The organism is Pseudomonas sp. S35, from assembly GCF_009866765.1.
Classification (GTDB): Bacteria; Pseudomonadota; Gammaproteobacteria; order Pseudomonadales; family Pseudomonadaceae; genus Aquipseudomonas.
Genome location: NZ_CP019431.1, coordinates 4,228,656 through 4,252,755 on the forward strand (window position 1 = coordinate 4,228,656; position 24,100 = coordinate 4,252,755).

Below are 24,100 nucleotides of genomic sequence, written 5' to 3' on the forward strand. Positions count from 1 at the left end.
AGCGTCGTAGGTACCTCTGCCCCGATGAGTTACTTAGGTAACGGCTACTTATGGTTCCGCCTGACGGCGGCTCACTTTGCAAAAGCCCCCAAAAACTTCCCGTGCATGCTGAATCCATGACAAGTGAGCTGTTGTGGTGAGCGGGCTTGTCCCGCGCTGGGCTGCGCAGCAGCCCCCAATAAGGTCACCGCAGACTGCCAGAATCAATCGAAGTGAAGGTTCTGGGGCCGCTTCGCAGCCGGGCGCGGGACAAGCCCGCTCACCACAGAGTTATGTGTCAGCGCTTCAAGCGTCGTAGGTACCTCTGCCCCGATGAGTTACTTAGGTAACGGCTACTTATGGTTCCGCCTGACGGCGGCTCACTTTGCAAAAGCCCCCAAAAACTTCCCGTGCATGCTGAATCCATGACAAGTGAGCTGTTGTGGTGAGCGGGCTTGTCCCGCGCTGGGCTGCGCAGCAGCCCCCAATAAGGTCACCGCAGACTGCCAGAATCAATCGAAGTGAAGGTTCTGGGGCCGCTTCGCAGCCGGGCGCGGGACAAGCCCGCTCACCACAGAGTTATGTGTCAGCGCTTCAAGCGTCGTGTAGGTACCTCTGCCCCGATGAGTTATTTAGGTAACGGCTACTTATGGTTCCGCCTGACGGCGGCTCACTTTGCAAAAGCCCCCAAAAACTTCCCGTGCATGCTGAATCCCTGGCAAATGAGCTGTTGTGGTGAGCGGGCTTGTCCCGCGCTGGGCTGCGCAGCAGCCCCCAATAAGGTCATCGCAGAGTGCCAGAATCAATCGAAGTGAAGGTTCTGGGGCCGCTTCGCAGCCCGGCGCGGGACAAGCCCGCTCACCACAGAGTTATGTGTCAGCGCTTCAAGCGTCGTGTAGGTACCTCTGCCCCGATGAGTTATTTAGGTAACGGCTACTTATGGCTCCGCCTGACGGCGGCTCACTTTGCAAAAGCCCCCAAAAAACTTCCCGTGCATGCTGAATCCCTGGCAAATGAGCTGTTGTGGTGAGCGGGCTTGTCCCGCGCTGTGCTGCGCAGCAGCCCCCAATAAGGTCATCGCAGAGTGCCAGAATCAATCGAAGTGAAGGTTCTGGGGCCGCTTCGCAGCCCGGCGCGGGACAAGCCCGCTCACCACAGAGTTATGTGTCAGCGCTTCAAGCGTCGTGTAGGTACCTCTGCCCGGTAGGACGCCGGGTTGACCGTTACCCAAACGACGGATATGTACTCACTCAACCAACCCCCCAGCAATCGCAACCCCAACCTCCTGAGTGGATCCAACGCCCCCCAGATCCGGCGTAACCAACCCGCAAGCAATCACCCCCTCGATCGCCCGCAAAATCCCATCATGGGCCGCCCGGTACCGCGCATCGCCATTCCCCAGAAAATCCAGCATCAATGCCCCCGACCAGATCATCGCAATCGGATTCGCAATGCCCTGCCCATAAATATCCGGCGCCGAGCCGTGCACCGGTTCGAACAACGAGGGAAACCGGCGCTCCGGGTCGAGGTTGGCCGACGGCGCAATCCCAATGGTCCCCGCACACGCAGGGCCCAGGTCGGACAGGATGTCGCCAAACAGATTCGACGCCACCACCACATCAAACCGGTCCGGCTGCAACACAAACCGCGCGCACAGGATGTCGATGTGCTGCTTGTCCCAACTCACCTCAGGATAATTCGCCGCCATCAACGCCGTACGCTCATCCCAGTACGGCATGCTGATGGAGATCCCATTGGACTTGGTCGCCGCCGTCAGTTTTTTACGCGGGCGGGTCTGGGCCAGGTCGAAGGCGAACTTGAGGATGCGGTCCACGCCGCGCCGGGTGAACACCGATTCCTGCAGAACGAATTCATGATCGGTGCCTTCAAACATCTTGCCGCCCACCGACGAATACTCGCCCTCGGTGTTTTCACGGATCACCACGAAGTCGATATCGCCCGGCTCGCGACCGGCCAGTGGGCACGGCACGCCGGGGAACAGCCGCACCGGGCGGATGTTCACGTACTGGTCGAAGTCGCGGCGGAACTTGAGCAACGAACCCCACAGCGAGATATGGTCCGGCACCTTGTCCGGCCAGCCCACCGCGCCAAAGTAAATCGCGTCAAACCCCTTGAGCTGCTCGAACCAATCGTCGGGCATCATCTGACCGTGTTCCAGGTAGTAGTCGCAGTGGGCCCAATCGAGCACGTCGATGCTCAGGTTCAAGTCCCAGATCTTGGCCGCTTGTTCCAATACTCGCAGCCCTTCGGGCAACACTTCCTTGCCAATCCCATCGCCGGCAATCGCGGCGATTCTGAATGCCTTGCTCATCGATCCTGCCTCGCTAGTTCAACCCGCCAATGTGGAAAGCCTTGACCTCAAGGTACTCATCCAGCCCGTATTTGCTGCCTTCACGCCCCAGCCCCGACTGCTTGATGCCGCCGAACGGCGCAACTTCCATGGAAATGATCCCGGTGTTGAGCCCGACCATGCCGAACTCCAGGGCCTCACCGAAACGCCACGAGCGCTGCATGTCCTGGGTGAAATAGTAGGCACCCAAGCCGTACGGCGTGGCGTTCGCCAAGGCCAGCGCTTGGGCTTCATCGGTAAAGCGCATCAGCGGCGCCACCGGGCCGAAGGTTTCTTCATTGGCCAGCAGCATGCCGGCGTGGCAGTCGCCGAGTACCGAGGGTTGCACGAACTGGCTGTCACCCGTGGGAACCGCGCCACACAGCAGCGTCGCGCCCTGGCTCAGGGCATCGTCGAGATGCCGCGCCACCTTGTTCACCGCCGCCGGGTTGATCAACGGGCCGAGGGTCACGCCCTCTTCCAGGCCGTTGCCGACCTTGAGCTTGCCCACTTCTTCCACCAGGCGTGCAGCGAAACGTTCGTAGATACCGTTCTGCACCAGGATGCGGTTGGCGCACACGCAGGTCTGCCCGGCGTTGCGGAATTTGCTGATCATCACCCCGGCGACCGCCAGCTCCAGGTCGGCGTCGTCAAACACCACAAAAGGTGCGTTGCCACCCAGTTCCAGGCTCAGACGCTTGATGTGCTCGGCACTCTGGCGCATCAGCAGGCGGCCGACGGCAGTGGAGCCGGTGAAGGAAATCTTGCGCACCGCCGGGCTGCCGGTCAGGGCCTCGCCGATGCCAGCAGGCAGCCCGGTGATCACATTGAAGACGCCAGCAGGAATGCCGACGCGCTCGGCCAACACCGCCAGGGCCAGGGCCGACAGCGGCGTGAGGTCCGACGGTTTGACGATGATCGGACACCCGGCGGCCAACGCTGGCGCGCATTTGCGGGTGATCATCGCGTTGGGGAAGTTCCACGGGGTGATGGCGGCGCACACGCCCACCGGTTGCTTCAACGTCAGCAGGCGGCGATCACCGCTGGGCGCCGGCATGGTTTCACCGTAGACCCGGCGCGCTTCCTCGGCGAACCATTTGACGAAACCGGCGCCGTAGCGCACTTCGCCCTTGGCTTCGTTGAGCGGCTTGCCCTGCTCCCACGTCATGATCAGCGCGAGGTCGTCGAGGTTGTCGAGCATCGCCTGGTACCAGCGCTCCAACAGCGCCGCACGGTCGGCGGCCGGGCGTGCGCGCCAGGCGGGCCAGGCGCGTTCGGCGGCGGCGATGGCGCGCTGGGTGTCCACCGCGTCCATGGCGGGCACCCGCGCCAGCAAGTGGCCGGTGGCGGGGTCGTGGATGTCCAGGGTGGCGCCGCTGTCGGCGGCGACCCACTGGCCGTCCACATAGGCGAGTTCAGCCAACAGGCTGGGGTCTTGCAAGCGAGTGGTGAGCATGGTCGAGATCCTGATCCGAGACACGCTCCAGTCTAGGGAGGTGCCACGGACGAGGATGCCGAAAGCGCGGGTACAGCAGCGTGCCGTGCTGAAATTCAGCCCAGGACGGCAGGCTCTGCTAGGCCTTCAACGAGCCGAGCAAGCCCTGCAAAAACTGCGCGCCGGCGTCCATCTGGCTGATCTCGATAAACTCATCAGGCTTGTGCGCCTGCTCGATGGAACCCGGCCCGCAAACCACCACCGGCACGTCCAGGCGCTGCTTGAACAGGCCGCCTTCGGTGCCGAACGAGACCTTGGACGTGCCGGTGTCCGGCGCGGCGAATTGCTTGAGAAAACGCACGGCTTCGACGCTCGGATGGGTATCCAGGCCTGGGTAGACGTTAAGGGTTTCGATCTCGATGGCCGCCACGCTGGACAGCTTCTGCGCCTCACGCACGATGACTTCGGCACGCTCGCGCATCTGCTCCAGAAACTGATCCAGGTCGTCGGCGGGCAAGTTGCGCACTTCGAAATCCAGGGTGCACAGGTTGGGCACGATATTCAGCGCTTTGCCGCCGACGATCTGCCCCACATGCACGGTGCTGTAGGGCACGTCGTAGTCAGTGTCCTGGGCACCGTGGCGTTGCAACTGCTGCTGGCTGTCACGCAGGGCGGCGATAAAGTCGCAGGCCACGTGGATGGCATTGACCGAGCGCGGCGCCAGCGACGAATGCGCCTCCAGGCCACGGCAGTAGGTGCGGTAGGAGCCCTTACCCTTGTGCCCGAGCACGAACTGCATGTTGGTCGGCTCGCCGATCAGACACAAAAACGGCCGCACCGGCGCCAGGTGCAACACATCGAGCAAGCGCCGCACGCCCACGCAACCAATCTCCTCGTCATGGGACAAGGCCAGTTGCAATGGGCGGTTCAAGGTGTGGTCGGCGGCATCGAGCATGGCGTCGATGGCCAGGGCGATAAAGCCCTTCATGTCACAACTGCCGCGCCCGTAGATGCGCCCATCCTGCACCGTGGCGGCGAACGCGGGAAAGGTCCACGCCTGCCCGGCCGCCGGCACCACGTCGGTGTGCCCGGAGAGCAACACGCCAGGCTGGTCCTTGGGGCCGGTGCTGGCGAACAGGTTGGCCTTCTTGCCGCTCTGGTCCTTGACGATCAGCGACTCGATGCCTTTTGTCAGCAGCAGGTCGCGCACGTACTCGATCAAGGCCATGTTCGACTCGGACGACACCGTGTCAAAGGCCATGAGTGTTTTCAGGATATCCAGTACGCGGGGCTTCATGAGGCTTGGCTCCGTTGTTCGGCAGGTAAGGCAAAGCGGGTGATGGAAAACGCCGCAATCGGCGTGCTGGTGCTGCCGGTGGCGAGCAGTTCGGCCATCACATCGCCGACGCCAGGGCCAAGCTGGAAGCCATGGCCGCAAAAGCCAAAGGCATAGAACAGGCCGTCGACGGTGCCGCTTTGGCCCATCACCGGCAGCGAGTCCGGCAGGTAGCCTTCGATGCCGCTCCACACGCGGATGATATTCAGGTTGCCAACGCCCGGCAGCAGGCGGCGCATCTGGCTGATCTGGTTGAGGATACTGCGCGGCTCCACATAGGCGCGGCGGTTTTGCATGTCGGGTTTGCTGCGATAACCACCGCCGATGACGATATTGCCGCGTGGGATCTGGCGAAAATAGATCACTTCCTCGGGGATCTTGGTGTACACACCGATCACCGTGGGCAAGGCGTAGGGCACCGGTTCGGTCACCGCCATCTGCGGGCCGTGGGTGTCCAGGGGCACCGGTTCGCCAAACTGCGCCGAGAGTTTCTGGCCCCAGGCGCCGGCGGTGATAAGCAGTTGCGCGGCCTGGAACTGGCGGCCGTCGGTGGTGGCGATGTGGAAGTCAGCGCCGATTTTTTGCACCTCGGCGACTTCGGTACGCTCTTCAATCCGGGCGCCCAGGCGAATCGCAGCGCGGGCAAAGGCCGGTGCCGCCAGGCGCGGGTTGGCGTGACCGTCATGGGGCGCGTAGGAGCCGCCCTTCACGTCCGGGCCCAGGAAACCAAAACGTTGATGCAACTCGGCGCCGCGATAGATCTTCAGGTCCAACTGTTCAGCTTCCGGCGCGGCCGCGTAGGCCTCCAGCTCGGCGATTTCGTCTTCGCGATAACACACGCGCATATGCCCGCTGGGGATGAACTCCAGGTCATCGTCGATCAACTCCGGCAGGCGTTTCCACAAGGCCCAAGAGCGGTTGGCCAAGGCCAGTTGGCCGAGGAAACGCCCTTGTCGGCGCACATTGCCGAAGTTCACGCCGCTGGCGTACTGGCCGATCTGGTCACGCTCCAGCAGGATCACCGACTGCCCGCGACGGCGCAGGAAAAACGCAGTCGCCGCGCCCATCAGGCCGCCGCCGACAATCACCACATCTGTTTTTTGCACGCTCATGAAGCGGCCTCCTCGGTGAGCATCGACAAGGGTTTGACCGGCGCCTGGCCACGCTGGCGACCGACGTCCTGCACCTGGACACCGGCGGCGGCCGCAATCACTTCGGCCCCGGCCTGGGAGCAATAACGGCCCTGGCAACGGCCCATGCCGACACGGCTGAACGCCTTGGCACGGTTGACTTCGCAGGCGCCCTTTTCGTTTACCGTGCGGCGCAGTTCACCGGCGCTGATCATCTCGCAGCGGCACACAATCGCACTGTCGGGCAGCGCCTTGGCCTGTTCGCTGGGCCACGGAAACGCTTGGGCCAGGCCGAGACGGAATTGGTCCATCACTGCCAGGGCCTGCTGTTGTTCCTCACGCAGCACCTTATCCACCGGTTGTTTTAAATCCTCCAACAGCGCCAGCGCTACCAGGCGCCCGGCGTGCTCGGCGGCGTCGGCGCCACGGATTTTCGAACCGTCACCGGCCGCATACACGCCCTTCACCGAGGTACGCCCCGCGGCGTCGGTAGCCAGCCACCACTGGCTCGACGCCTGATCAAAGGCCATAGCGCAGCCGGCCAGATCGCCCAACTGGGTTTCCGGGCGCAGGTGATAACCCAGCGCCACGGCATCGGCCTGCACGGTCTCGGTCCGCCCGTTGCCCGTGCAAAAGCGCACGCCCATCACGCCATTGGCTGCATCGCCCAGCACCTGCAGCGGCTTGATCCCCAAGTGCACCGCCACGTTGGCGCGATACAGCTGGGCCAGTAATTTGATCCCGGTGAACAACAAACCCGGCCGCGCCAGCAGCTTGGGCAAGGCCTTGATCCGCAGGCTCATCGGCGAGGTATCGAGCACCGCCGCCACCGTGGCACCGGCTTTCACATACTGGCTGGCGACCAGATACAGCAGCGGCCCACTGCCCATGAACACCACGCGGTGGCCGATGGACACGGCTTGGTTCTTCAGCGCGATCTGCGCGCCGCCGAGGCTGTAGGTGCCCGCCAGCTGCCAGCCTTCGATGGGCATCAAGCGGTCGGTGGCGCCGGTGCAGAGGATCAGTGCGTCGTAGTCCACGGTGCTGTGACGGCCCTGGCTGACGCAGCACAACTGCCCCGGCGTGAGGTTCCACACCAGGGTGTCGGGGCGGTAGTCGATGGCGCCGCGCAGGCGGTCGAAACTCTGGTGCAGGTCTTGCGCCTTGGTCGCTTCGCTGCCGTACAAGGTGGCGTAGTCGCGGGTAAAGCCTTGGGGCTGACGACGGTAGATCTGCCCGCCGTCGCGGCGGTTTTCATCAATGACAATGGGGCGGATACCGGCAGCCAGCAAGGTTTCGGCGCAACGCACCCCGGCAGGTCCAGCCCCCACAATGACTACCCGTGCAGTGGCCATGTCGCCTCCGGTTGTGTGGTGACAATGTCCAGCCCATCACGGACTTCATTGGAACAGGCACGCAGGCGTTCGCCGCTGCGGGTCCACACCCAGCAGTCCTGGCACGCGCCCATCAGGCAGAAACCGGCGCGGCGGCCGCTGTCGAATTCGGACTGGCGCAAGGCGTTGCCCTGGGTCAGCAGCGCGACCATCAGGGTGTCGCCCTGCAGGGCTTCGATGGGTGCGCCGTCCACGGTCAGGCTGACCGTTGGCCGGCCCTGTTCGGCCAGCCTCACAAAACGCCCGTTCATGCATAGGCTCCCAAGGTCATGGTCGTGACGCCCTGCTGGGTGTTCAGCAAATGGGCGCCGTCGTGGTGGCAGAGGATTTCACTGCCGTTGTCCAGCCGGCGACGGTTCGGCGCGGTGCGGTTGCACAGCCCGTCGACCCGCACCGGACAGCGGTTGAGGAAGGTGCACAGCTGCGGCACGTTGGCCCGCGCGCCAATCGGCGGCAGCTCGGCGCAGGTGGTGCCGCAGTTTTCCAGCCAGCCCTGGCGCAGCTCCGGCACCGAGTGAATCAACAGGTCGGTGTAAGGATGGAACGGCGCCTCGGCAAACGACTGGCGGCTGCCGGCCTGCACCTTGTGACCGCTGTACATCACCACAATGTCGTCGCACAGCGCACGCACGGTGGAGATGTCGTGGCTGATAAACAGGTAGGACACGCCCAGTTGCTGGCGCAGGTCGCGCAACAGTTCGAGGATCGCCGCGCCGACCACCGTGTCGAGGGCCGAGGTGACTTCATCGCACAGGATCAAGTCCGGCTTGGCGGCCAGTGCCCGGGCCAGGTTGACCCGCTGCTTTTGCCCACCGGACAGTTCATTCGGGCGCCGCTCGGCCATGTCCCGCGGCAGGCGCACCAGGTCGAGCAGTTCGCCGATACGCGCCTGCAATGCGGCGCCTTTGAGGCCGAAGTACATCTTCAACGGACGGCTGAGGATGGTTGCTACGCTGTGCATCGGGTTGAGCGCAGTGTCGGCGTTCTGGAACACCATCTGAATGCGGCGGAACTGCTCCGGCGTGCGGTGGGACAGGCTCGCGCCCAAGGGTTGGCCGTCAAACGTCAGGCCGCCGAGGGCCGGGGTCAGCAGCCCGGCGACTACCCGCGCCAAGGTCGACTTGCCCGAGCCCGACTCGCCAATCACGCCAATGGCCTGGCCACGGCGTACGGTGAGGTCGATGTCTTCGAGCACGCGGATCGCCGGCATGCCGTGCAGGTTCTTGTTGCCGTAGCCGGCGGTGAGGCCGCTGATGGTCAGCAAAGGCGTGTCTGCGGCGATGCCACAGGGTGGGCGAATGGTTTCGTCGGGCCGTGCGGCGGCCAGCAGGCTGCGGGTGTAGGCGTGGGCCGGGGCTTTGAGCAGCGGCGCGGTGGCGCTCTGTTCGAGGATCTGCCCGCCGTTGAGCACCACGATCTGATCGGCCATCTGCGCCACCACCGCTAGGTCGTGGGACACGTACACCGCCGTGGCGCCGCGCTCGCGCACCACACGCTTGAAAGCGCGCAGCACGTCGATCTGGGTGGTCACGTCCAGCGCCGTGGTCGGTTCGTCGAGCACCACCAGCAGCGGGTCGCTGATCAGCGCCATCGCCGCCATCACCCGTTGCAGTTGCCCGCCGGAGACCTGGTGGGGGTAACGTTGACCGATGGTTTCAGGGTTCGGCAGGGCCAGGTCGCGAAACAGCTCGACGGCCTTGGCTTGCAACGCCGCCCGAGTGCCGAGGCCGTGAATCAACGCGCCCTCCACCACTTGATCGATGAGTTTTTTCGCGGGGTTGAACGCGGCTGCCGCACTTTGCGCGATATAGGACACGCGATTGCCGCGCAGGCCTTGCAGCTGTTTTTCGCTGAGGGCGAGCATGTCGTGTTCACCGACCTGCACCACCCCGCCGGACAACCGGCAGCCCCGCCGCGCATAACCCAGCAACGCCAGGGCGATGGTGGTCTTGCCCGAGCCGGACTCGCCAATCAGCGCCAGCACTTCGCCTTTCTCCAGGGTAAAGCTCACCCCCTTGACGATCTCTACCTCACCGCGCTCGCCACAGGCGACCACGCGCAGGTCTTCGACCCGAATCAACTCAGTCATTTCAATGGCCTCCCGTGCGGCGACTGCGTCGGGATGACAGCCGGTCGATAAACAGATTCACGCCAATGGTCAGGGTGCCGATGGCCAAGGCCGGCAGCACGATGGCCGGTGCGCCCTGGCCAAGGCCGCCAATGTTTTCGCGCACCAGCGAGCCCAGATCCGCATCCGGCGGCTGCACGCCCAACCCGAGGAAACTCATGCCGCTGAGCAGCAGCACGATAAACCCGAAGCGCAGCCCCAGGTCGGTGAGCACCGGGTTGAGCATGTTTGGCAGGATTTCCACGCAGGCGATGTACACCCGCCGCTCGCCACGGGTGCGGGCGACTTGCACGTATTCCAGGGCTTCGATATTCACCGCCATGCTGCGCGCAATGCGAAACGCGCCGGGGCTGAAGCTGAGCACGGCGGTGGTGATCAATAGCGTCACCGAGGAGCCGAACGCCGAAACCATGATCAGCGCGAGCATTTTGCTCGGGATCGAAATAAACGCGTCCATCAGCCGGCTGATGATTTCGTCCAGCCATTTGGGCGAGACCACCGACAGCAACGCGCAGCCGGTACCCAGGCCGCTGGCCAACACCGCCGCCACCAGCGCCAGGCCAACGGTAAAGCGTGCGCCGACCAGGATGCGACTGAGCATGTCGCGGCCCAGGTAATCGGTGCCGAATGGGTAGGTAGCGCTGATGCTGTCGAAGATGTTGTCGGACACCACTTCACCCACCGGGTGCGGCGCCAGCCAGGGACCGAACAGCGCCACCAGCAGCCAGCTCACGCACACCACGGCGCCCACCAACCCGAGCCAGGACGGCGCGTTGGAGACTTTGCCCGCCGACAGGTCGGGCGTTGTTTTCACCATGAGGTTGTTCATTGATTTCTCAGCCTCGGGTTGGACAGGATCGCGCACAGGTCGGCGAGCAGCACCAGGCCCAGGTAGGCCGCGCAGAACAACATGGTGCAGGCTTGCACCAGCGCCATGTCACGGTTGGTCACCGCATCGACCATCAGGCTGGCAATGCCGGGGTAGTTGAAGATCGTCTCGACAATCACCACCCCGCCCAGCAGGTACGACAGGCTCAAGGCAATGGCGTTGGCAATCGGCCCGATGGCATTGGGCAGTGCATGCTGCAGTACGATGCGCACCGGACCTACGCCCTTCAGGCGAGCCATTTCCACGTAGGGGCTGTCGAGTTGATCGATGACCGCAGCGCGGGTCATGCGGGCCATTTGCGCGACGATCACGCAGCACAGGGTCATCACTGGCAGCGCGTAGGTGCGCATGAATTGCCAGGGTGAGCTGATATCGCTGGCGTAGGACAGCGCCGACAACCAACCAAGGTTGACCGCAAAAATCAGCACCGCCAGGGTCGCCACCAGAAACTCCGGCACCGCGACCATGGCCAGGGTCACAAAACTGAGGAAGCTGTCGATGCGCCCGCCCCGGCCCATTGCCGAGCCGATGCCGAGCACCATCGCCACCGGCACCGAGACCAACGCCGTGGTGGCCGCCAGCATCAAGGTGTTGGGCACGCGTCCGGCCATCAGCTCACCCACCGGCATGGCGTTGGACACCGACACGCCCATATCGCCGCTGAGCAGGTTCATCAACCAGTGCAGGTAACGCAACACACCGGGCTGGTCCAACCCCAGTTTCAGGCGCAGCGCCGCCACCTGTTCAGGGGTGGCGAACTGGCCAAGGGATTGTTGCGCCGCGTCCCCCGGCAGTACCGCCGTGATCGCGAACACGACCATAGACACGATCAACAAGGTCACGACCCCGGCGCCGAGGCGCCGGCCGATCAACCACAGTGTATTGCTATTCATCGCCCTGCCCTCCTCAAGCGTCCAACCACACCTGCTCGGCGAACATGTAGCCCATGAAGCCGCCCAGCGGGTTGCTGTCGTAGCCCTTGATGCGCTGGTCCACGCCGTCGATGTTGCTGATGAACACCGGGATGCCGATACCCGCGTGGTCATGCACCAGGGTCTGCATGTCGGCGTACATCTTGGCGCGCTTGGCGTCGTCGGTTTCGCCGCGAGCCAGCATCAGCAATTGGTCGAACTGATCGTTCTGCCAGCCGGACTCGTTCCACGGCGCCTTGGACTGGAAGAACTGCGAGAACATCACGTCGGCGTTGGGCCGTGGGTTGATGTTGCCGAAGCTCAACGGGTGCTTCATCCAGTGGTTGGACCAGTAGCCATCGCTGGGCAGGCGGTTCACGTCGAGCTTGAGCCCGGCCTGTTTCGCCGATTGCTGCAGCAGCACGGCGATGTCCACCGAACCGGTCGCGGCCGGCGAGGCCATCAGCGGCATGGTGATGCTTTCCATGCCGGCTTTTTTCAGCAGGAACTTGGCTTTTTCCGGGTCGTAGACGGTCTGCGGCAGGTCGGTGTTGAAGTAACGCGAGCCCGGCGCAATCGGCTGGTCGTTACCGACCACGGCAAAGCCACGGAACACTGCGGACTTGACCTGCTCGCGGTCCAGCAGCAGCTTCATGGCCTGGGTGAATTCCGGGCTTTTGCCGGGCATCTGGTCCTGACGGATGATCAAGTCAGTGTAGTTGCCCGACGGCGCATCGACGACGCGGTGTTTGGCGCTGGCCTTGATACGCGTGGTGGAGCGCGGGTTGACCTCGTTGATCATGTGCACATCGCCGGACAGCAGCGCGTTGACCCGCGACGGCTCGTCGCCGATAGCGATGAATTCGATCTCGTCCAGGTACGGCAGGCCCGGCTTCCAGTAATTCTTGTTGCGCACGGCAATCGAACGCACACCCGGCTTGAACTCGCCGACTGTGAACGGCCCGGTGCCGATGCCTTTGTTGAAGTCGGTGGTGCCTTCGGGAACGATCAACAGGTGCGACACGGCGAGGATCGACGGCAACTCGGCATTGGGTGCACTGAGGCGGATCTGCACTTCGTTGGGCCCGCTGGCCTTGATCTCGGTGAACTGCTCCAGCAGCGCCATGACTTTGGAACCGGTGATCGGGTCCTTCTGGCGGCTCAGGGAGAACACCACGTCGGCGGCAGTCAGCGCCTTGCCGTTGTGGAAGGTCACGTCCTTGCGCAGGGTAATGGTCCACAGGGTGGCATCCACGTTGTCGATGCGCTCGGCCAGTTCCAGTTGCGGCACCAGGTGCTTATCGAAACGGGTCAGGCCGTTATAGAACATGAAGTGGCGCACGTAGTCGGTAGACAGCGCGCCCTTGGCCGGGTCGAGGGTGTCGGCGGTGGAGCTGGACATGCCCGCCACGCGGATCTTGCCGCCCGGCTTGCCCTTGCCGTCCACCGCGGCTTCATCGGCAAACAGCTTGCCGGCGGCGCCGAACAGGCTGCCTGCCCCAGCGGCGGCCACACCGGCCACGCCAAGCATCTGCAGGGCGTTACGGCGCGACATGCCACGATTGAGACCTTCGAAAATCCGCAGGCTGTCCTGGCCGGAAATGAGGTCGGGGGTGTTTTTGTTGTCAGTCATAGCAAGGCTACCTGTCGATAATCGGAAGAATCGAGTGCTCACGGATGTCCGGAGCGTCCTGGAAACGCAAACGACGGTGACGCAACAACGGCAACTCAGTGCAAATAGTCTTGGAACCGGTAGTAGGCGCCCACAAAGGGCAAAAACCAGGGCTTGCCGAAATGCCCGGGAATCGCCGGCCATTCCAGTTCACGCCACGGGTTGGCGGCCGCATTGCCGGCCATGACCTCGGCCATCACCTGGCCCATGTGCACCGACATCTGCACGCCATGCCCGCTGTAGCCCATAGAGTGGAACACCCCGCCATGCTGGCCGGCGCGGGGCAGGCGGTCGGACGTCATGTCCACCAGGCCACCCCAGCAGTAGTCGATCTTCACGTGCGCCAACTGCGGGAACATGTTCAACATCGCCGCTCGCAGCACTTTGCCGCTCTTGGCGTCGGAGACGCTGTCAGACATCGCAAACCGCGCACGCCCGCCGAACAGCAGGCGGTTGTCCGGCGTCAGGCGAAAGTAGTTGCCGATCATGCGGCTGGTCACATAAGCCCGATGTTGCGGCAGCAACTGGTCGATCAGGGTTTGGGGCAAGACTTCGGTGGCGATCACAAAACTGCCCACCGGCACGATGCGCCGGCGGTACCAACCGAGGTCCCCATGCTGGCACGCGCCGGTAGCCAGCAACACTTGGCCGGCGTGCAGCGAACCCTTGACGGTGTTGACCTGGTAACCGCCGGCCTGGGCTTTCCAGTCCTTGACCTCGGTGTGTTCGTGGATCATCGCCCCACGCCGCGCCGCCGCTTCAGCCAAGCCGACACCAAAGCGGCCGACGTGCATCTGCACGCCGTTGCGTTGCAGCAGGCCGCCATGGAACTGCGCCGACTTGACTTCAGCGCGGGTCTGTTCGGCGTTGAGCAATTCGACCTCGGCATCCACCTCCCGACGGATCAGCTCACAGGTACGGGCCAGGCCTTCGTAATGCAGGGGCTTGGCCGCCAACTTGAGTTTGCCGTTGCGCACAAGGTCACAGGCGATCCCTTCCTGTTCGACCAGCGACACCACGCTCTGCACCGCACTTTCGTACGCCTGGTAATAGGCACGCGCCTTGGCCGCACCGAGGCCGGCGTGCAGCCCGGCGTAATCCTGGGCCACCCCGGTGTTGCACTGCCCACCGTTGCGCCCCGAGGCCTCGCCGATCACCCGCCCGGCGTCCAGCACCACCACGCTGGCACCCTTGAGCGCCAACGCCCGCGCTGCCGCCAAGCCGGTGAAACCGCCACCGACCACGGCCACATCGACCTGCTTGGGCAAACCGCCCAGTTGGGCGCCAGTAAACGCCGGTGCGGTGTCGAGCCAATAGGATTCGCTGCCCATGTCTTGCCCCTTGTGTGCGTTACAGACCGACCAGCGCCGGCAGCCCACCGATATCGGTGATCTGCTGATAGCCGTAGAACGCGTTGGCCGGCACTTCATGGCCCCGGGCAACAAACGCCTTGTTTTTGATTTTCATGTCATGGGCCGGCATCAGGTCATAACGGAAGCTCGAAGACACATGCAAGATGTCTTCCGGACCGCACCCCAGGTTGTCGAGCATGAACTCGAAAGCCGCCAGGCGCGGTTTGTAGGCCTGGGCCTGTTCGGCGGTGAACACCTTGTGAAACGGCGCGCCGAGCTTGTCGACGTTGGACATGATCTGACTGTCGCTGGCATTCGAGAAAATCACCAGCGGGATCTTGTCGGCAATCTTCGACAGACCGGCCGGCACATCGGCGTGAGGGCCCCAGGTCGGCACGGCGTCGTAATACAGCTGGCCTTCCTCGCGGTAGTCGATGCCCCACCGCTTGCAGGTACGGGCCAGGGCGGTCTTGAGGATCTCGTCATACGGGCGCCAGTCGCCCATGACCTGGTCGAGGCGGTAGGCGGAGAAGTCCTTGACGAATTGGTCCATCTGCTCGGGTTTGATGCGATCGGCGAACAGCTCGCGGGTCATGGTGCCCATATGGAAGTTGGTCAGCGTACCGTAGCAGTCGAACGTAATGAATTTGGGACGAAGAAAGCTCATGGAGTGCAGTCCTGAAGTTCGTTGAGTGTGACAAGGGTTCACTGCCCTGGCGGCGCGTCGGCCTCGTTGCAGCACAGGTTCATTACACCACTGTGAAATCAGCATATGCCGTCTAAAACAGCCTGCGCTCAATACAAACCACCGTTTTGGGGGTGGGGCTCAGCAGAGTTTGCGGTGCGCGCCAGGCTTGGGCAGCGCCTGTGTTTGTGCGCTTTTAGGGGGCTTTTAGGCGCGCGGGGCTTTGGGATGGGGTTCGGGGGCGGCAGAAAGTGTTGAGGACGGATCTGTTCTGCAGGTGACGTTAACGCCGGGGTTGGCGCTACGGATTCGAGAAACTCAATCCACCCCCTCACTATGGCGGTTTGGCCACAGGAGGGGGTAAAGAGATTGCGAGTACACCGTTGCCCGAGCGTACGAAGCGGCTCGGAACAGCCTGGCGGTTTCCCGCTTTACCTCATCCCCAGCGGCATGAGGTGAAACGGCGTAGCCGTTGAACGCTTGCAGGGCTGTTTGCCAAGGTGGTTAACCAATGCCACTGCCGCGTGATGCATTGCACTCAGGTAGTTGAAGGGACGGCACCCGTACGGGGCGGGTAGTACACGGGGTAGTAGCTGAAGAGAATGTACTCAACCGGATTTCGGATCAGGGAAATCCCCTGACGGTCCTTGACGGTGTCAACGCTGTCGTACTGCGAGTAGGTGTCACTCAGCAGCTGAGGACCTAGTTCTGGACCGTGTCGCCGAGTGCTGTCCTCGAACTCGGCGGTAACAAGCTCGGGACTGGGCGTTACCGTAACGGTGCCTACAAAAGCTTTGACCGGTTTATCGATCAATTTCTGAAACTCTGCCGCAAAGGAGTTTTCGCTGCCATTAGCGGAGTAACAAACGAGTAGTCGAATATTGTCGAACTTACTGGGGTCAATCCCTTTCGCGAGCAGGTGCGCATGAAGCTGTTGAGCCGTATGCTCGGCCCCGTCATAGAGGATGGTTGAGCTTTTACCAGAAAGTTGCTCCATGAAGCTAAGGTCCCGGCCATGAGCATTGATGTTGAGTCGAGGCTTGCCTTTGTATTCATCCTCAAACGTAAAGAGGTTGCCTTTGACCAGTTGCATCTCTTTCATGGTGCCCTTCATGACCATCATGGGGCGGACTGCTTCACCGTATGGGGCTTGCATGATATGGGTTTGATAGTCGGCACGCAGAGGCGGTTCGATTGCCGCTGACGTTGGGCGTACTTCGGGGTGCAAGGGTATTGCCCGCGCACGAAAATGCACGAGCAACGTCGCTAGGTTGAGCAGCAAGTCCGCCATGGCCGTTTCTTTATTTCCCTTTTCATCATCGGCCAGCGTCTGGAGGTCGCTGAGAATACCCTGGAACTGCAAGGCCAGGCCGACGGCCGCGCCAGGCCCGCGCAGGGCAGGCAGCACTGCGTTGAGTAACAGGAAGCCGCCCTCCTTGAGCGTCGCCCAGCGGCTTTCGTCATCAGAGACAGATTGTTGTTCCGCGATGCTGGTCAGGCCCTGGGCATTGGCTTCGTACAAGTGGCTCATCAACTGTCCGGCTTGCAGCTTCGCGTTTAGTTGATTGGCCGCGTCATACCCTCCCGTAGCCAGGATAGGTGCGGCGGGGACGGTTTCTCCATCCCCCACGCCAAAGATGCTCGTGATTTGGGAAGAGGGCTCTTTGAAGCTCCATGCCTTGTAGTACTCCCGGGTTGAGTCGCCGGGAAACCAGGCCAGGATGTCTTTTTGCAAACGGCCCGGCTGTTGTATGGCTTCCAGCAAGGCCTGGCGGGTCGCAAATTGCAGTAACGGCGCGTCAGAGATCAGCGGCCGATAGAGAATGTGAGGGCCGGTGGCACTGTCTTCGGGCTCGATCAGGTACATGTTGTCGACGACGTCGGGAGCGGCACCTGGCCCGGCGATGAACGCCAGCGGTCGTACGACGATCGCTTTCCCGTCGACGCTCTTGGGTCCGCGCTCCGGGTTGACGACGGCCTGGACGTAACGGAACCCCGTGGTATCGAACCCTGATTGCTTTTGAACGGCTAACTCCAGGGCTTTCATTTGCAGTTCGACCGGCACTTGCTGGGCAAACAAGGATTCGCGTTCGGTCTTTTTAGCGGGGTCGGCCAGTAGTTCGCGCTTGAGCAATTGCGGATAGTTTTTACCTACGTCGACGTCTTGGATCAGCTTGTACAGCACTCCATCTTTTTCCAGCTCGGGAACCCTTGTGTTTCCGGGTTTGAGAAAGACCTCCACGTCTCGCCCAGGCAACCCCGACAGGTTTCTCAAGAGTACATCGGTCATGCTCATCCGCTCGCGGTGGATGCTGCCGCTGACCACGCCGCCGGGCGAGTTCCCACCCACGGGAACCTTGAAGACCACCTCCAGGTTTTTGGCCGAGTGACTCACCGCCTTCAGATTATCGAAGGCCTGTTCGGCAAAGGGGCGAATGTCCGGGATATTGCTGTTGTAGGCACGCCCGTTGTTGCGCTGAGTAATGCTTGCCAGTTGCAGGCTGAGCTCATGCAAAACAAAACGCTCGGCTTCAGTGGCTTTACTGACCCAACCGGGCATTTTGCGTTGGGGCTGATCCAGTTTGTCCATATTGGTGGCGGCCGGGTTGCTTGCAAAGCTGCCACTCAGTCGCTGACTGATGACCACCTCTGCCTGGGTCTCGAAAACATCGCCGTCCACTTTTCGTAAGGTGTTGATTAACTGCTGCTCGGGGGCTTGCTCTTTGAGTTGTCGTTTGTGCGCTATATCGAACGCCGCGTAGGAGTCGTAAGGCGTTACTTTGCCACTGGGCTCGCAGTGCAAGAGAATCAACCGGTCGGCGAGCTGACGCTGGATCAGTAGATTGGCCGAGAGGGTTTCAATCGCGCCTTGGTTGGCCTGCGAAATGCCATCGAGCCTGTATACCGTCACCGCAGAGCTGTCTGTTAGCGCGCGGCGTGTCGAGTCTTTGGGATAACGCACGACCAGGTCCAGGGTCTCACGCTGCTGCTCATCCAGCCCAGGTTGCTTGAGTGCAGACTGGCGTAGGTTGCCCTGCAACAGACTGCTGATCAACGCCCGGTGACTGCCCGCGTACGGACTGATTCCTCCACTTGCCGGCACGCTGAACGCGGGTTCGTCCCAGTATTTGAGCAAGTCCACCTCCAAGGCCTCGCCCAATTGACTTGGTAATGCACGTAAAGCGCTTTCGACCGCGTTCATATCGACCTGCAAAGGCGTGCCCGGTGTGATGCCTGAACGTGCCAAGAGATCGGGGCGGGTTTCGATCAACTTGCTGTTGGCGGGAAAGCGCGTGACTTCAACGTTCGCCAGTGAGCTCAAGGCGAGTTCCACCAGTGGCGTGTTCTTGAACTGGCCTGGACTATCCGGATCGGGCTCGGCGAGGGCAATCTGGTTGACATCGAAATCGAGCCCAGGTGATGCCTTTTTTATGGCGTCGCTGAGTAATCGCCCTACGACCGAATCCAAGCCGGGCTCCCCGGCAAATTGGCGACGTGCTATCTCACTCTTCGGGCTGATGGCTTGAGCGGGATTAGAGACGGTGATTGGAGTGTCTTGCGCCTCGATCCCCCTGCCCGTATCGAGTTGCTCAATAGCGACACGTTGCTTTGACATGACCTCGCGTGCTCGCGTGTCAGCCGCGGGTACGTCTTTGCGTAATGCGGCGAACCCATCGCGCGTCAGCGCAGCGCTTTGCTTGAGAATATCCAGCAGTGTTTCTCCCACTGGGTTCTCTGCGTAAAAGTTCAGGATCTGAGCGACTTTGGGGAAATAACCGTCGGTGTTCTGTACCGGCTCACCGGAGCCGGCGGCCAGGTTCTGGGCCAATTTCCAGATTTGGGGCGCAATGGCGGACCATCCAGAAGCGTCGGTTGTCTTGAAAACGGCTCTGGTAGAGATGTTGCGGTCCCCCATAACGATGCCACTCAATTCGCCGGTGCGCGGATCGACACTGACCGATGCGACATGAAGTTTTTTCTCCTGCGCGAAGCTGGAAAATGGTTCGGTACGGAGCGCGTTAATGAATGCCTGGCGTGCGAGTTCGAATGTTGAGTCTTTCGGTGGTTCCAAGATGTCTCGCGGCGCCGCATAAAATTGTCGGGTTTCCCTTCTGAGCGACATCAGATAGGCACCGCAGAGTTGAGCCAATTCGAGATCGGCTTGTTCAACCCGCTCTGCCGGTGCCCTAGGGCGATCCAGCGGCAAAAACGCGCCTTTGCGTTGAGTGAAATCGTCACCCACGATCGCTTTCGTTTGCAACTGCATTTGCCTGATATTGTGGTACTCGGGTTTGTTGTAGCGCGCGCTGACATCGTCAGGAAATTGCAGGGACTCGAACGTTTTGGTCACATGCAGCCGTCCGGCCCGGTACAAACGCTCGGCGGCAGAGGACCCGAAGGGAACGGCATAGAAATCCCCGACCAAATCCACAGGCGCACTGTGTTCACCCGTAAAATTAAACGAAAATGGTTGGCCTGGCACCAGCGCTTTCGCGGCGGCATAAACCGCCGCAGAGGCTTGTTGCCAACCTGAATCGCTATTTGTAAATCTTTTCGTCTCGCCATTGATGGAGCACACCAACTCCCCGAGGTTAGGCCACCACCTGAAGTTCGACGTATCGATCTTGTTTGCCTTGGCAAACGTTAAAAATGGTTCGTCCTTGAGAGCGTTGGTAAACGCTGACCATGCATGTCCGAAGGTGGAGTAAAGCGGGATATTGGCAACAGTTGCGGGAACAGATGTCTTTTCACGGGACGTCTTGCTTGAAATGGCCCAATCCGTTAGCGCCGCGGCGTATTGCACTGCCATTTCACTGTCGCCCTTTTCCACCAGAGCCTTGGCATTTTTCTGGGCCTCTTGGCTGATGAGCAAATACGAGATAGAGCGGCGCGAGCGCACCGCAGTGTTTTGCTCCGGCAACGACCAATCCCTATCCACGCCGGGGGATTGGCTCAATGTTTCCCGAATCAGTTGCACATAGTTTTTTTGGGCGTTCTGGACACTTGGCTGATTCAGCAACTGATTGATTTGCTGTTCCAGCGCGGGGTCTTCAAGTGGCGTGGCGGAGCGCTCTATCAGCAGACGAATCTGTTCTGCGGGGCTGGGTTGGTCTCGTGCCGGGGCGTGCCTGAGCAGCTCTTCGATCTGACGCATCGTGTGAATAAACGCCATGCTGGGCATCGGTCCCTGCCGCTCTGGCGAGGTCTCACCGCTGGGCGTATTGTGCTGTGCGGCGCGAGGATCGCGACTGAACAATAGCTGAACCACAGAGGATGCCGGCTGATCCATCTTGTTTGACGGCAGATCGTGCTTCTGGCCCACACTGGGTATCAATTGGACGGGGAAATGCTCGTTTGTTCTCATGTAGCTTCCTTCAAGCAGTAAGTCGATCAACGCATCGCCACGCACTGCGACGACGTGTGGCGTTAATTGGCTTACTGGCTTGAAACAGTTCCTGCGTGCGTCCTATTGCTTTCGGGGTGTTTCTCCCCACACCTGGCATGGCTCGCGCTTGCCTGAATAGCAGCCAAGTACCCATAAACACCCCGTGGCATTTACTGCCGCCACCCCACAAAAATTAAGTACTACCTGTGGCCCCACCCCCTCACCGCCCAAGGAATCTACCGAATATCCCCACCCCCCTTGCCAGCCTCCAACCCAGGTGGGATACAAGCAACCTGACACCGCAAACACATTGCTCTATGGAGGCTCGCCATGTCCGCCCTGCCACACCCCGATTATGTCTATCGCCCGATGACCGTGGCCGACCTGCCGGCCGCGCACGCCCTGTCGGTGCAACTCAAATGGCCCCACCGCCTGGAAGACTGGGCGATGTTGCAACGGGTCAGCGACGGTTTCGTGGTGATGGACGGCGAGCGCCTGATCGGCAGCGCGTTTACCTGCCCCCAGGGTGATTACGCCACCATCGGCCTGGTGATCGTCAGCAATGACTACCAAGGCCAGGGCATCGGCCGCCGGTTGATGGAACAGGCCATTGCCGCCTGCGGGTCACGCACGCCGGTTCTCAATGCGACCCTCGCCGGCGCGCCGCTGTATGCCAGCCAAGGCTTTGTCGAGTTCGGTCACGTGCAACAACACCAGGGCCAAGTGCAGGTGCCCGAACGGCCAACATTGGCCGAGGGGGAAACCTGCCGCGCGCTCAGTGCTGATGACCACACTGCCCTGCTCGCGCTCGCCAAGGCCGCCAGCGGGCTGGACCGTCGTGACGTGCTGCGCGACCTGCAGGTTGAGCACGCCGTCGGTATCGAGCGCGACGGTCAGCTACGCGGCTTCGCCCTGCTAAGACCATTTGGGCGCGGACGTTGCATCGGCCCCGTGGTCGCCGAAACCATCGATCAGGCCAAACACCTGATCGCCACCTTGCTGGCCCGGGTACCGGACGCCTTTGTACGCATCGACATTCCCGTCGCCTGCGGCCTCAGCGACTGGCTCGAACAGGCGGGCCTGAAGAACATCGACACCGTCGCGCAGATGGCCAAAGGCACCCCACCCCAGGCCAGCCAAGGCGTCCACCCCTTTGCCTTGATCACCCAGGCGATCGGCTGACTTTCCTCCCGGAGCACTCCCCATGTCATGTCCCCAGATCCTGCTGTTGGCACGCGCCGACGGTAGCCGCGTTGCCACGTCCTTCACCCCTGGCGCCCTGAGTGCGCTGGACCCGTTCGGCGACACCCGCCAGCTCGCCTGTCAGGGCGACGATGGCGTGTCCGCCGGCCTAGTTTCGTTCAGCGGCGAAGCGGTCATCGACGCGTTTCCCCACAGCGAAACCTTGGTGGTGCACGCCGGGCATGTGCGGCTCAGCAGCGCAGAACAGACACTCGACCTGAGTGTCGGCAGCAGCGCGGTGATCGGCCGTGGCACACGCCTTAGGGTGCAGGCGAGCGCAGGCAGCGTCTGGGCGTTCTGCGCAGTCGACCAGGCCGATGCACCCGCCTGCCCTGGCCTGACAATGCTCGACCGGCACACCTTGCTCAACCCTTCCGCTGCGCCGGAACCGCAGATCCTGATCGGCCCCACCCCGCAGTGCCGCGCGCTCAATCTGTTCGACGATGCGGTGACCGAGTTGCGCATCGGCCTCTGGGACTCGACGCCCTACGCCCGCCACGGCCGCCCGCATAAATTGCATGAATTGATGCACCTGCTCGAAGGCCGCGTCACCTTGCAGGACAACGAGGGTGGCGAGGTCACAGTCAATACCGGCGATACCGTATTCGTGGCCAAAGGTGCGCCGTGCGCCTGGACCAGCACGGTGTATGTACGCAAGGTCTACGCCGTGAAATAAGGCCCTGGCTTAGCCAGATGTCTGCAGCGCCTATTACCGTTTCAGGAGCCAGTTGGATGAGCACACACCCTTCGAACAGCTACAGCATCGACCCGCACACGTCTCAGCGGTTTTACATCGACGGGTGCTGGGTTTCCCCGGCCATTGCGGCCAGCTTGCCAGTGGTCAACCCGGCCACCGAAGAGGTGGTTGGCCATGTCGCACGCGGGTCGGCCGAGGATGTCGACCGGGCCGTCGCCGCAGCACGCGCTGCGTTTGCCGGTTGGTCCGCGACCCCGCCTGAAACAAGAGCGCAGGTGCTGGGGAACATCCACACGCTGATCCTTGAGCGCCAAGAACAACTTGCCCAGGCGCTGTCCCTGGAAATGGGGGCGGCCATCGGTTTTGCCCGGGCGATGCAAGTGCCGCTGGCGGCCGAACATGTTCGGGTCGCCCGTGACCTGCTCTCGACCTACCGCTTCCAGACCGTTGAAGGCGGTACTGCGATCGAGCGCGAACCCATCGGCGTGTGCGGCCTGATCACACCGTGGAACTGGCCGCTGTATCAGATCACCGCAAAAGTCGCCCCGGCCCTCGCTGCCGGCTGCACCGTGGTGTTGAAACCCAGCGAACTGTCGCCGCTGAGCGCCCTGCTGTTTGCACAACTGGTGCATGACGCCGGCCTGCCGCCCGGCGTGTTCAACCTGGTCAACGGCAGCGGTGCCGACGTAGGCGCCGCTATGGCGGCCCATGCCGATATCGACATGATTTCAATCACCGGCTCCAACCGCGCCGGTGCGCTGGTGGCCCAGGCGGCCGCGCCGACGGTCAAGCGCGTGACCCAGGAATTGGGCGGCAAGTCGCCGAATGTGCTGCTGCCCGACGCCGACTTCGCCAAGGCCGTGCCGCTGGGGGTGATGTCGGCGTTTCGCAACGTCGGCCAATCGTGCAGCGCGCCGACCCGCATGATCGTGCCAAGCAACCGCCTGGCCGAAGTCGAAGCCCTGGCGGCAGCCACCGCAAACGCACTGATCGTGGGCGACCCGAGTTCGCAAGACACGCAATTGGGCCCGATTGCCAACGAAGCCCAATTCAATCGCGTCCAGACCATGATCCACGCAGGCCTCGACGAGGGCGCCAAACTGGTGTGCGGCGGGCCTGGACGCGTGGCGGGTTTCGACAAGGGCTTCTACACCCGACCGACGATTTTCTCCGAAGTCGACAGCGCCATGCGCATCGCCCAGGAAGAAATATTCGGCCCGGTGCTGTGCATCATTGCCTATGAAACGCTGGATGAAGCGGTCGCCATCGCCAACGACACGGTCTACGGGCTGGGCGCCCACGTTCAGGCCCAGGACCTGACGCAGGCCCGTGCCGTCGCATCACGTATACGCGCCGGGCAAGTGCACCTGAACTACCCCGCGTGGAACCCGATGGCACCGTTCGGCGGCTACAAACGTTCGGGCAATGGTCGGGAGTACGGCGTCCACGGCTTTGAGGAGTACCTGGAAACCAAGGCCATTGTCGGGTTTGGTGAATAAACCACCTAGGGGAGC

16 protein-coding genes are annotated in these 24,100 nt (G+C 62.2%); 3 read left to right on the forward strand and 13 right to left on the reverse strand.

The genetic code is table 11. The features are described 5' to 3' along the window. Window positions 1-1,225: 1,225 nt before the first annotated feature. The 13 genes from PspS35_RS18735 to PspS35_RS18795 form a co-directional block, all read right to left on the reverse strand. On the reverse strand, window positions 1,226-2,311 hold the full coding sequence (locus PspS35_RS18735; RefSeq protein WP_159936276.1) for a tartrate dehydrogenase: 1,086 nt from the start codon (window positions 2,309-2,311) through the stop codon (window positions 1,226-1,228). Between the two features lie 13 nt (window positions 2,312-2,324). Beyond that, window positions 2,325-3,785, reverse strand: a complete 1,461-nt coding sequence (locus tag PspS35_RS18740) for an NAD-dependent succinate-semialdehyde dehydrogenase (protein WP_159936277.1) — start codon at window positions 3,783-3,785, stop codon at window positions 2,325-2,327. Between the two features lie 118 nt (window positions 3,786-3,903). Further along, on the reverse strand, window positions 3,904-5,061 hold the full coding sequence (gene argE / locus PspS35_RS18745) for an acetylornithine deacetylase (protein WP_159936278.1): 1,158 nt from the start codon (window positions 5,059-5,061) through the stop codon (window positions 3,904-3,906). Continuing rightward, on the reverse strand, window positions 5,058-6,212 hold the full coding sequence (locus PspS35_RS18750) for an FAD-binding oxidoreductase (RefSeq protein ID WP_159936279.1): 1,155 nt from the start codon (window positions 6,210-6,212) through the stop codon (window positions 5,058-5,060). The genes argE and PspS35_RS18750 overlap by 4 nt, the downstream gene beginning before the upstream one ends. After that, window positions 6,209-7,585 (reverse strand): FAD/NAD(P)-binding oxidoreductase, encoded by a 1,377-nt coding sequence (locus PspS35_RS18755; RefSeq protein WP_159936280.1) that lies wholly within the window; start codon window positions 7,583-7,585, stop codon window positions 6,209-6,211. The genes PspS35_RS18750 and PspS35_RS18755 overlap by 4 nt, the downstream gene beginning before the upstream one ends. Next, on the reverse strand, window positions 7,567-7,875 hold the full coding sequence (locus PspS35_RS18760; RefSeq protein WP_159936281.1) for a (2Fe-2S)-binding protein: 309 nt from the start codon (window positions 7,873-7,875) through the stop codon (window positions 7,567-7,569). Before PspS35_RS18760 ends, PspS35_RS18755 begins: the two co-directional genes overlap by 19 nt. After that, window positions 7,872-9,713 (reverse strand): ABC transporter ATP-binding protein, encoded by a 1,842-nt coding sequence (locus tag PspS35_RS18765; protein WP_159936282.1) that lies wholly within the window; start codon window positions 9,711-9,713, stop codon window positions 7,872-7,874. The genes PspS35_RS18760 and PspS35_RS18765 overlap by 4 nt, the downstream gene beginning before the upstream one ends. 1 nt (window position 9,714) lies before the next feature. Beyond that, the gene (locus tag PspS35_RS18770) at window positions 9,715-10,581 is read right to left on the reverse strand and encodes an ABC transporter permease (RefSeq protein WP_159936283.1); all 867 of its coding nucleotides are present in this window, start codon (window positions 10,579-10,581) and stop codon (window positions 9,715-9,717) included. After that, entirely contained in the window at window positions 10,578-11,534 is a 957-nt protein-coding gene (locus PspS35_RS18775; RefSeq protein ID WP_159936284.1) for an ABC transporter permease, read from the reverse strand. Before PspS35_RS18775 ends, PspS35_RS18770 begins: the two co-directional genes overlap by 4 nt. Window positions 11,535-11,547: 13 nt before the next feature. Continuing rightward, a complete protein-coding gene (locus tag PspS35_RS18780; RefSeq protein ID WP_159936285.1) occupies window positions 11,548-13,185 on the reverse strand; it encodes an ABC transporter substrate-binding protein in 1,638 nt (545 codons plus the stop codon). A 95-nt stretch (window positions 13,186-13,280) separates the two neighbouring features. Next, the gene (locus PspS35_RS18785) at window positions 13,281-14,555 is read right to left on the reverse strand and encodes an FAD-binding oxidoreductase (protein ID WP_159936286.1); all 1,275 of its coding nucleotides are present in this window, start codon (window positions 14,553-14,555) and stop codon (window positions 13,281-13,283) included. A gap of 19 nt (window positions 14,556-14,574) precedes the next feature. After that, the gene (locus PspS35_RS18790; RefSeq protein ID WP_090406246.1) at window positions 14,575-15,243 is read right to left on the reverse strand and encodes a haloacid dehalogenase type II; all 669 of its coding nucleotides are present in this window, start codon (window positions 15,241-15,243) and stop codon (window positions 14,575-14,577) included. A gap of 556 nt (window positions 15,244-15,799) precedes the next feature. Then, window positions 15,800-20,626: a hypothetical protein gene (locus PspS35_RS18795; RefSeq protein ID WP_159936287.1), complete on the reverse strand. Its 4,827-nt coding sequence runs from the start codon at window positions 20,624-20,626 to the stop codon at window positions 15,800-15,802. A 351-nt stretch (window positions 20,627-20,977) separates the two neighbouring features. Between PspS35_RS18795 and PspS35_RS18800 the strand changes: the two genes are divergently transcribed. Genes PspS35_RS18800 through PspS35_RS18810 form a run of 3 tightly spaced genes read left to right on the forward strand, consistent with a single transcriptional unit; the run spans window position 20,978 to window position 24,085 of the window. After that, complete coding sequence (locus tag PspS35_RS18800; protein WP_159936288.1) at window positions 20,978-21,829, forward strand: GNAT family N-acetyltransferase; 852 nt, start codon at window positions 20,978-20,980, stop codon at window positions 21,827-21,829. Between the two features lie 22 nt (window positions 21,830-21,851). Next, window positions 21,852-22,565, forward strand: coding sequence for a cupin domain-containing protein (locus PspS35_RS18805; RefSeq protein ID WP_159936289.1), 714 nt, complete (start codon window positions 21,852-21,854; stop codon window positions 22,563-22,565). Window positions 22,566-22,621: 56 nt separating this feature from the next. Continuing rightward, the gene (locus PspS35_RS18810; RefSeq protein WP_159936290.1) at window positions 22,622-24,085 is read left to right on the forward strand and encodes an aldehyde dehydrogenase family protein; all 1,464 of its coding nucleotides are present in this window, start codon (window positions 22,622-22,624) and stop codon (window positions 24,083-24,085) included. Window positions 24,086-24,100: the final 15 nt, after the last annotated feature.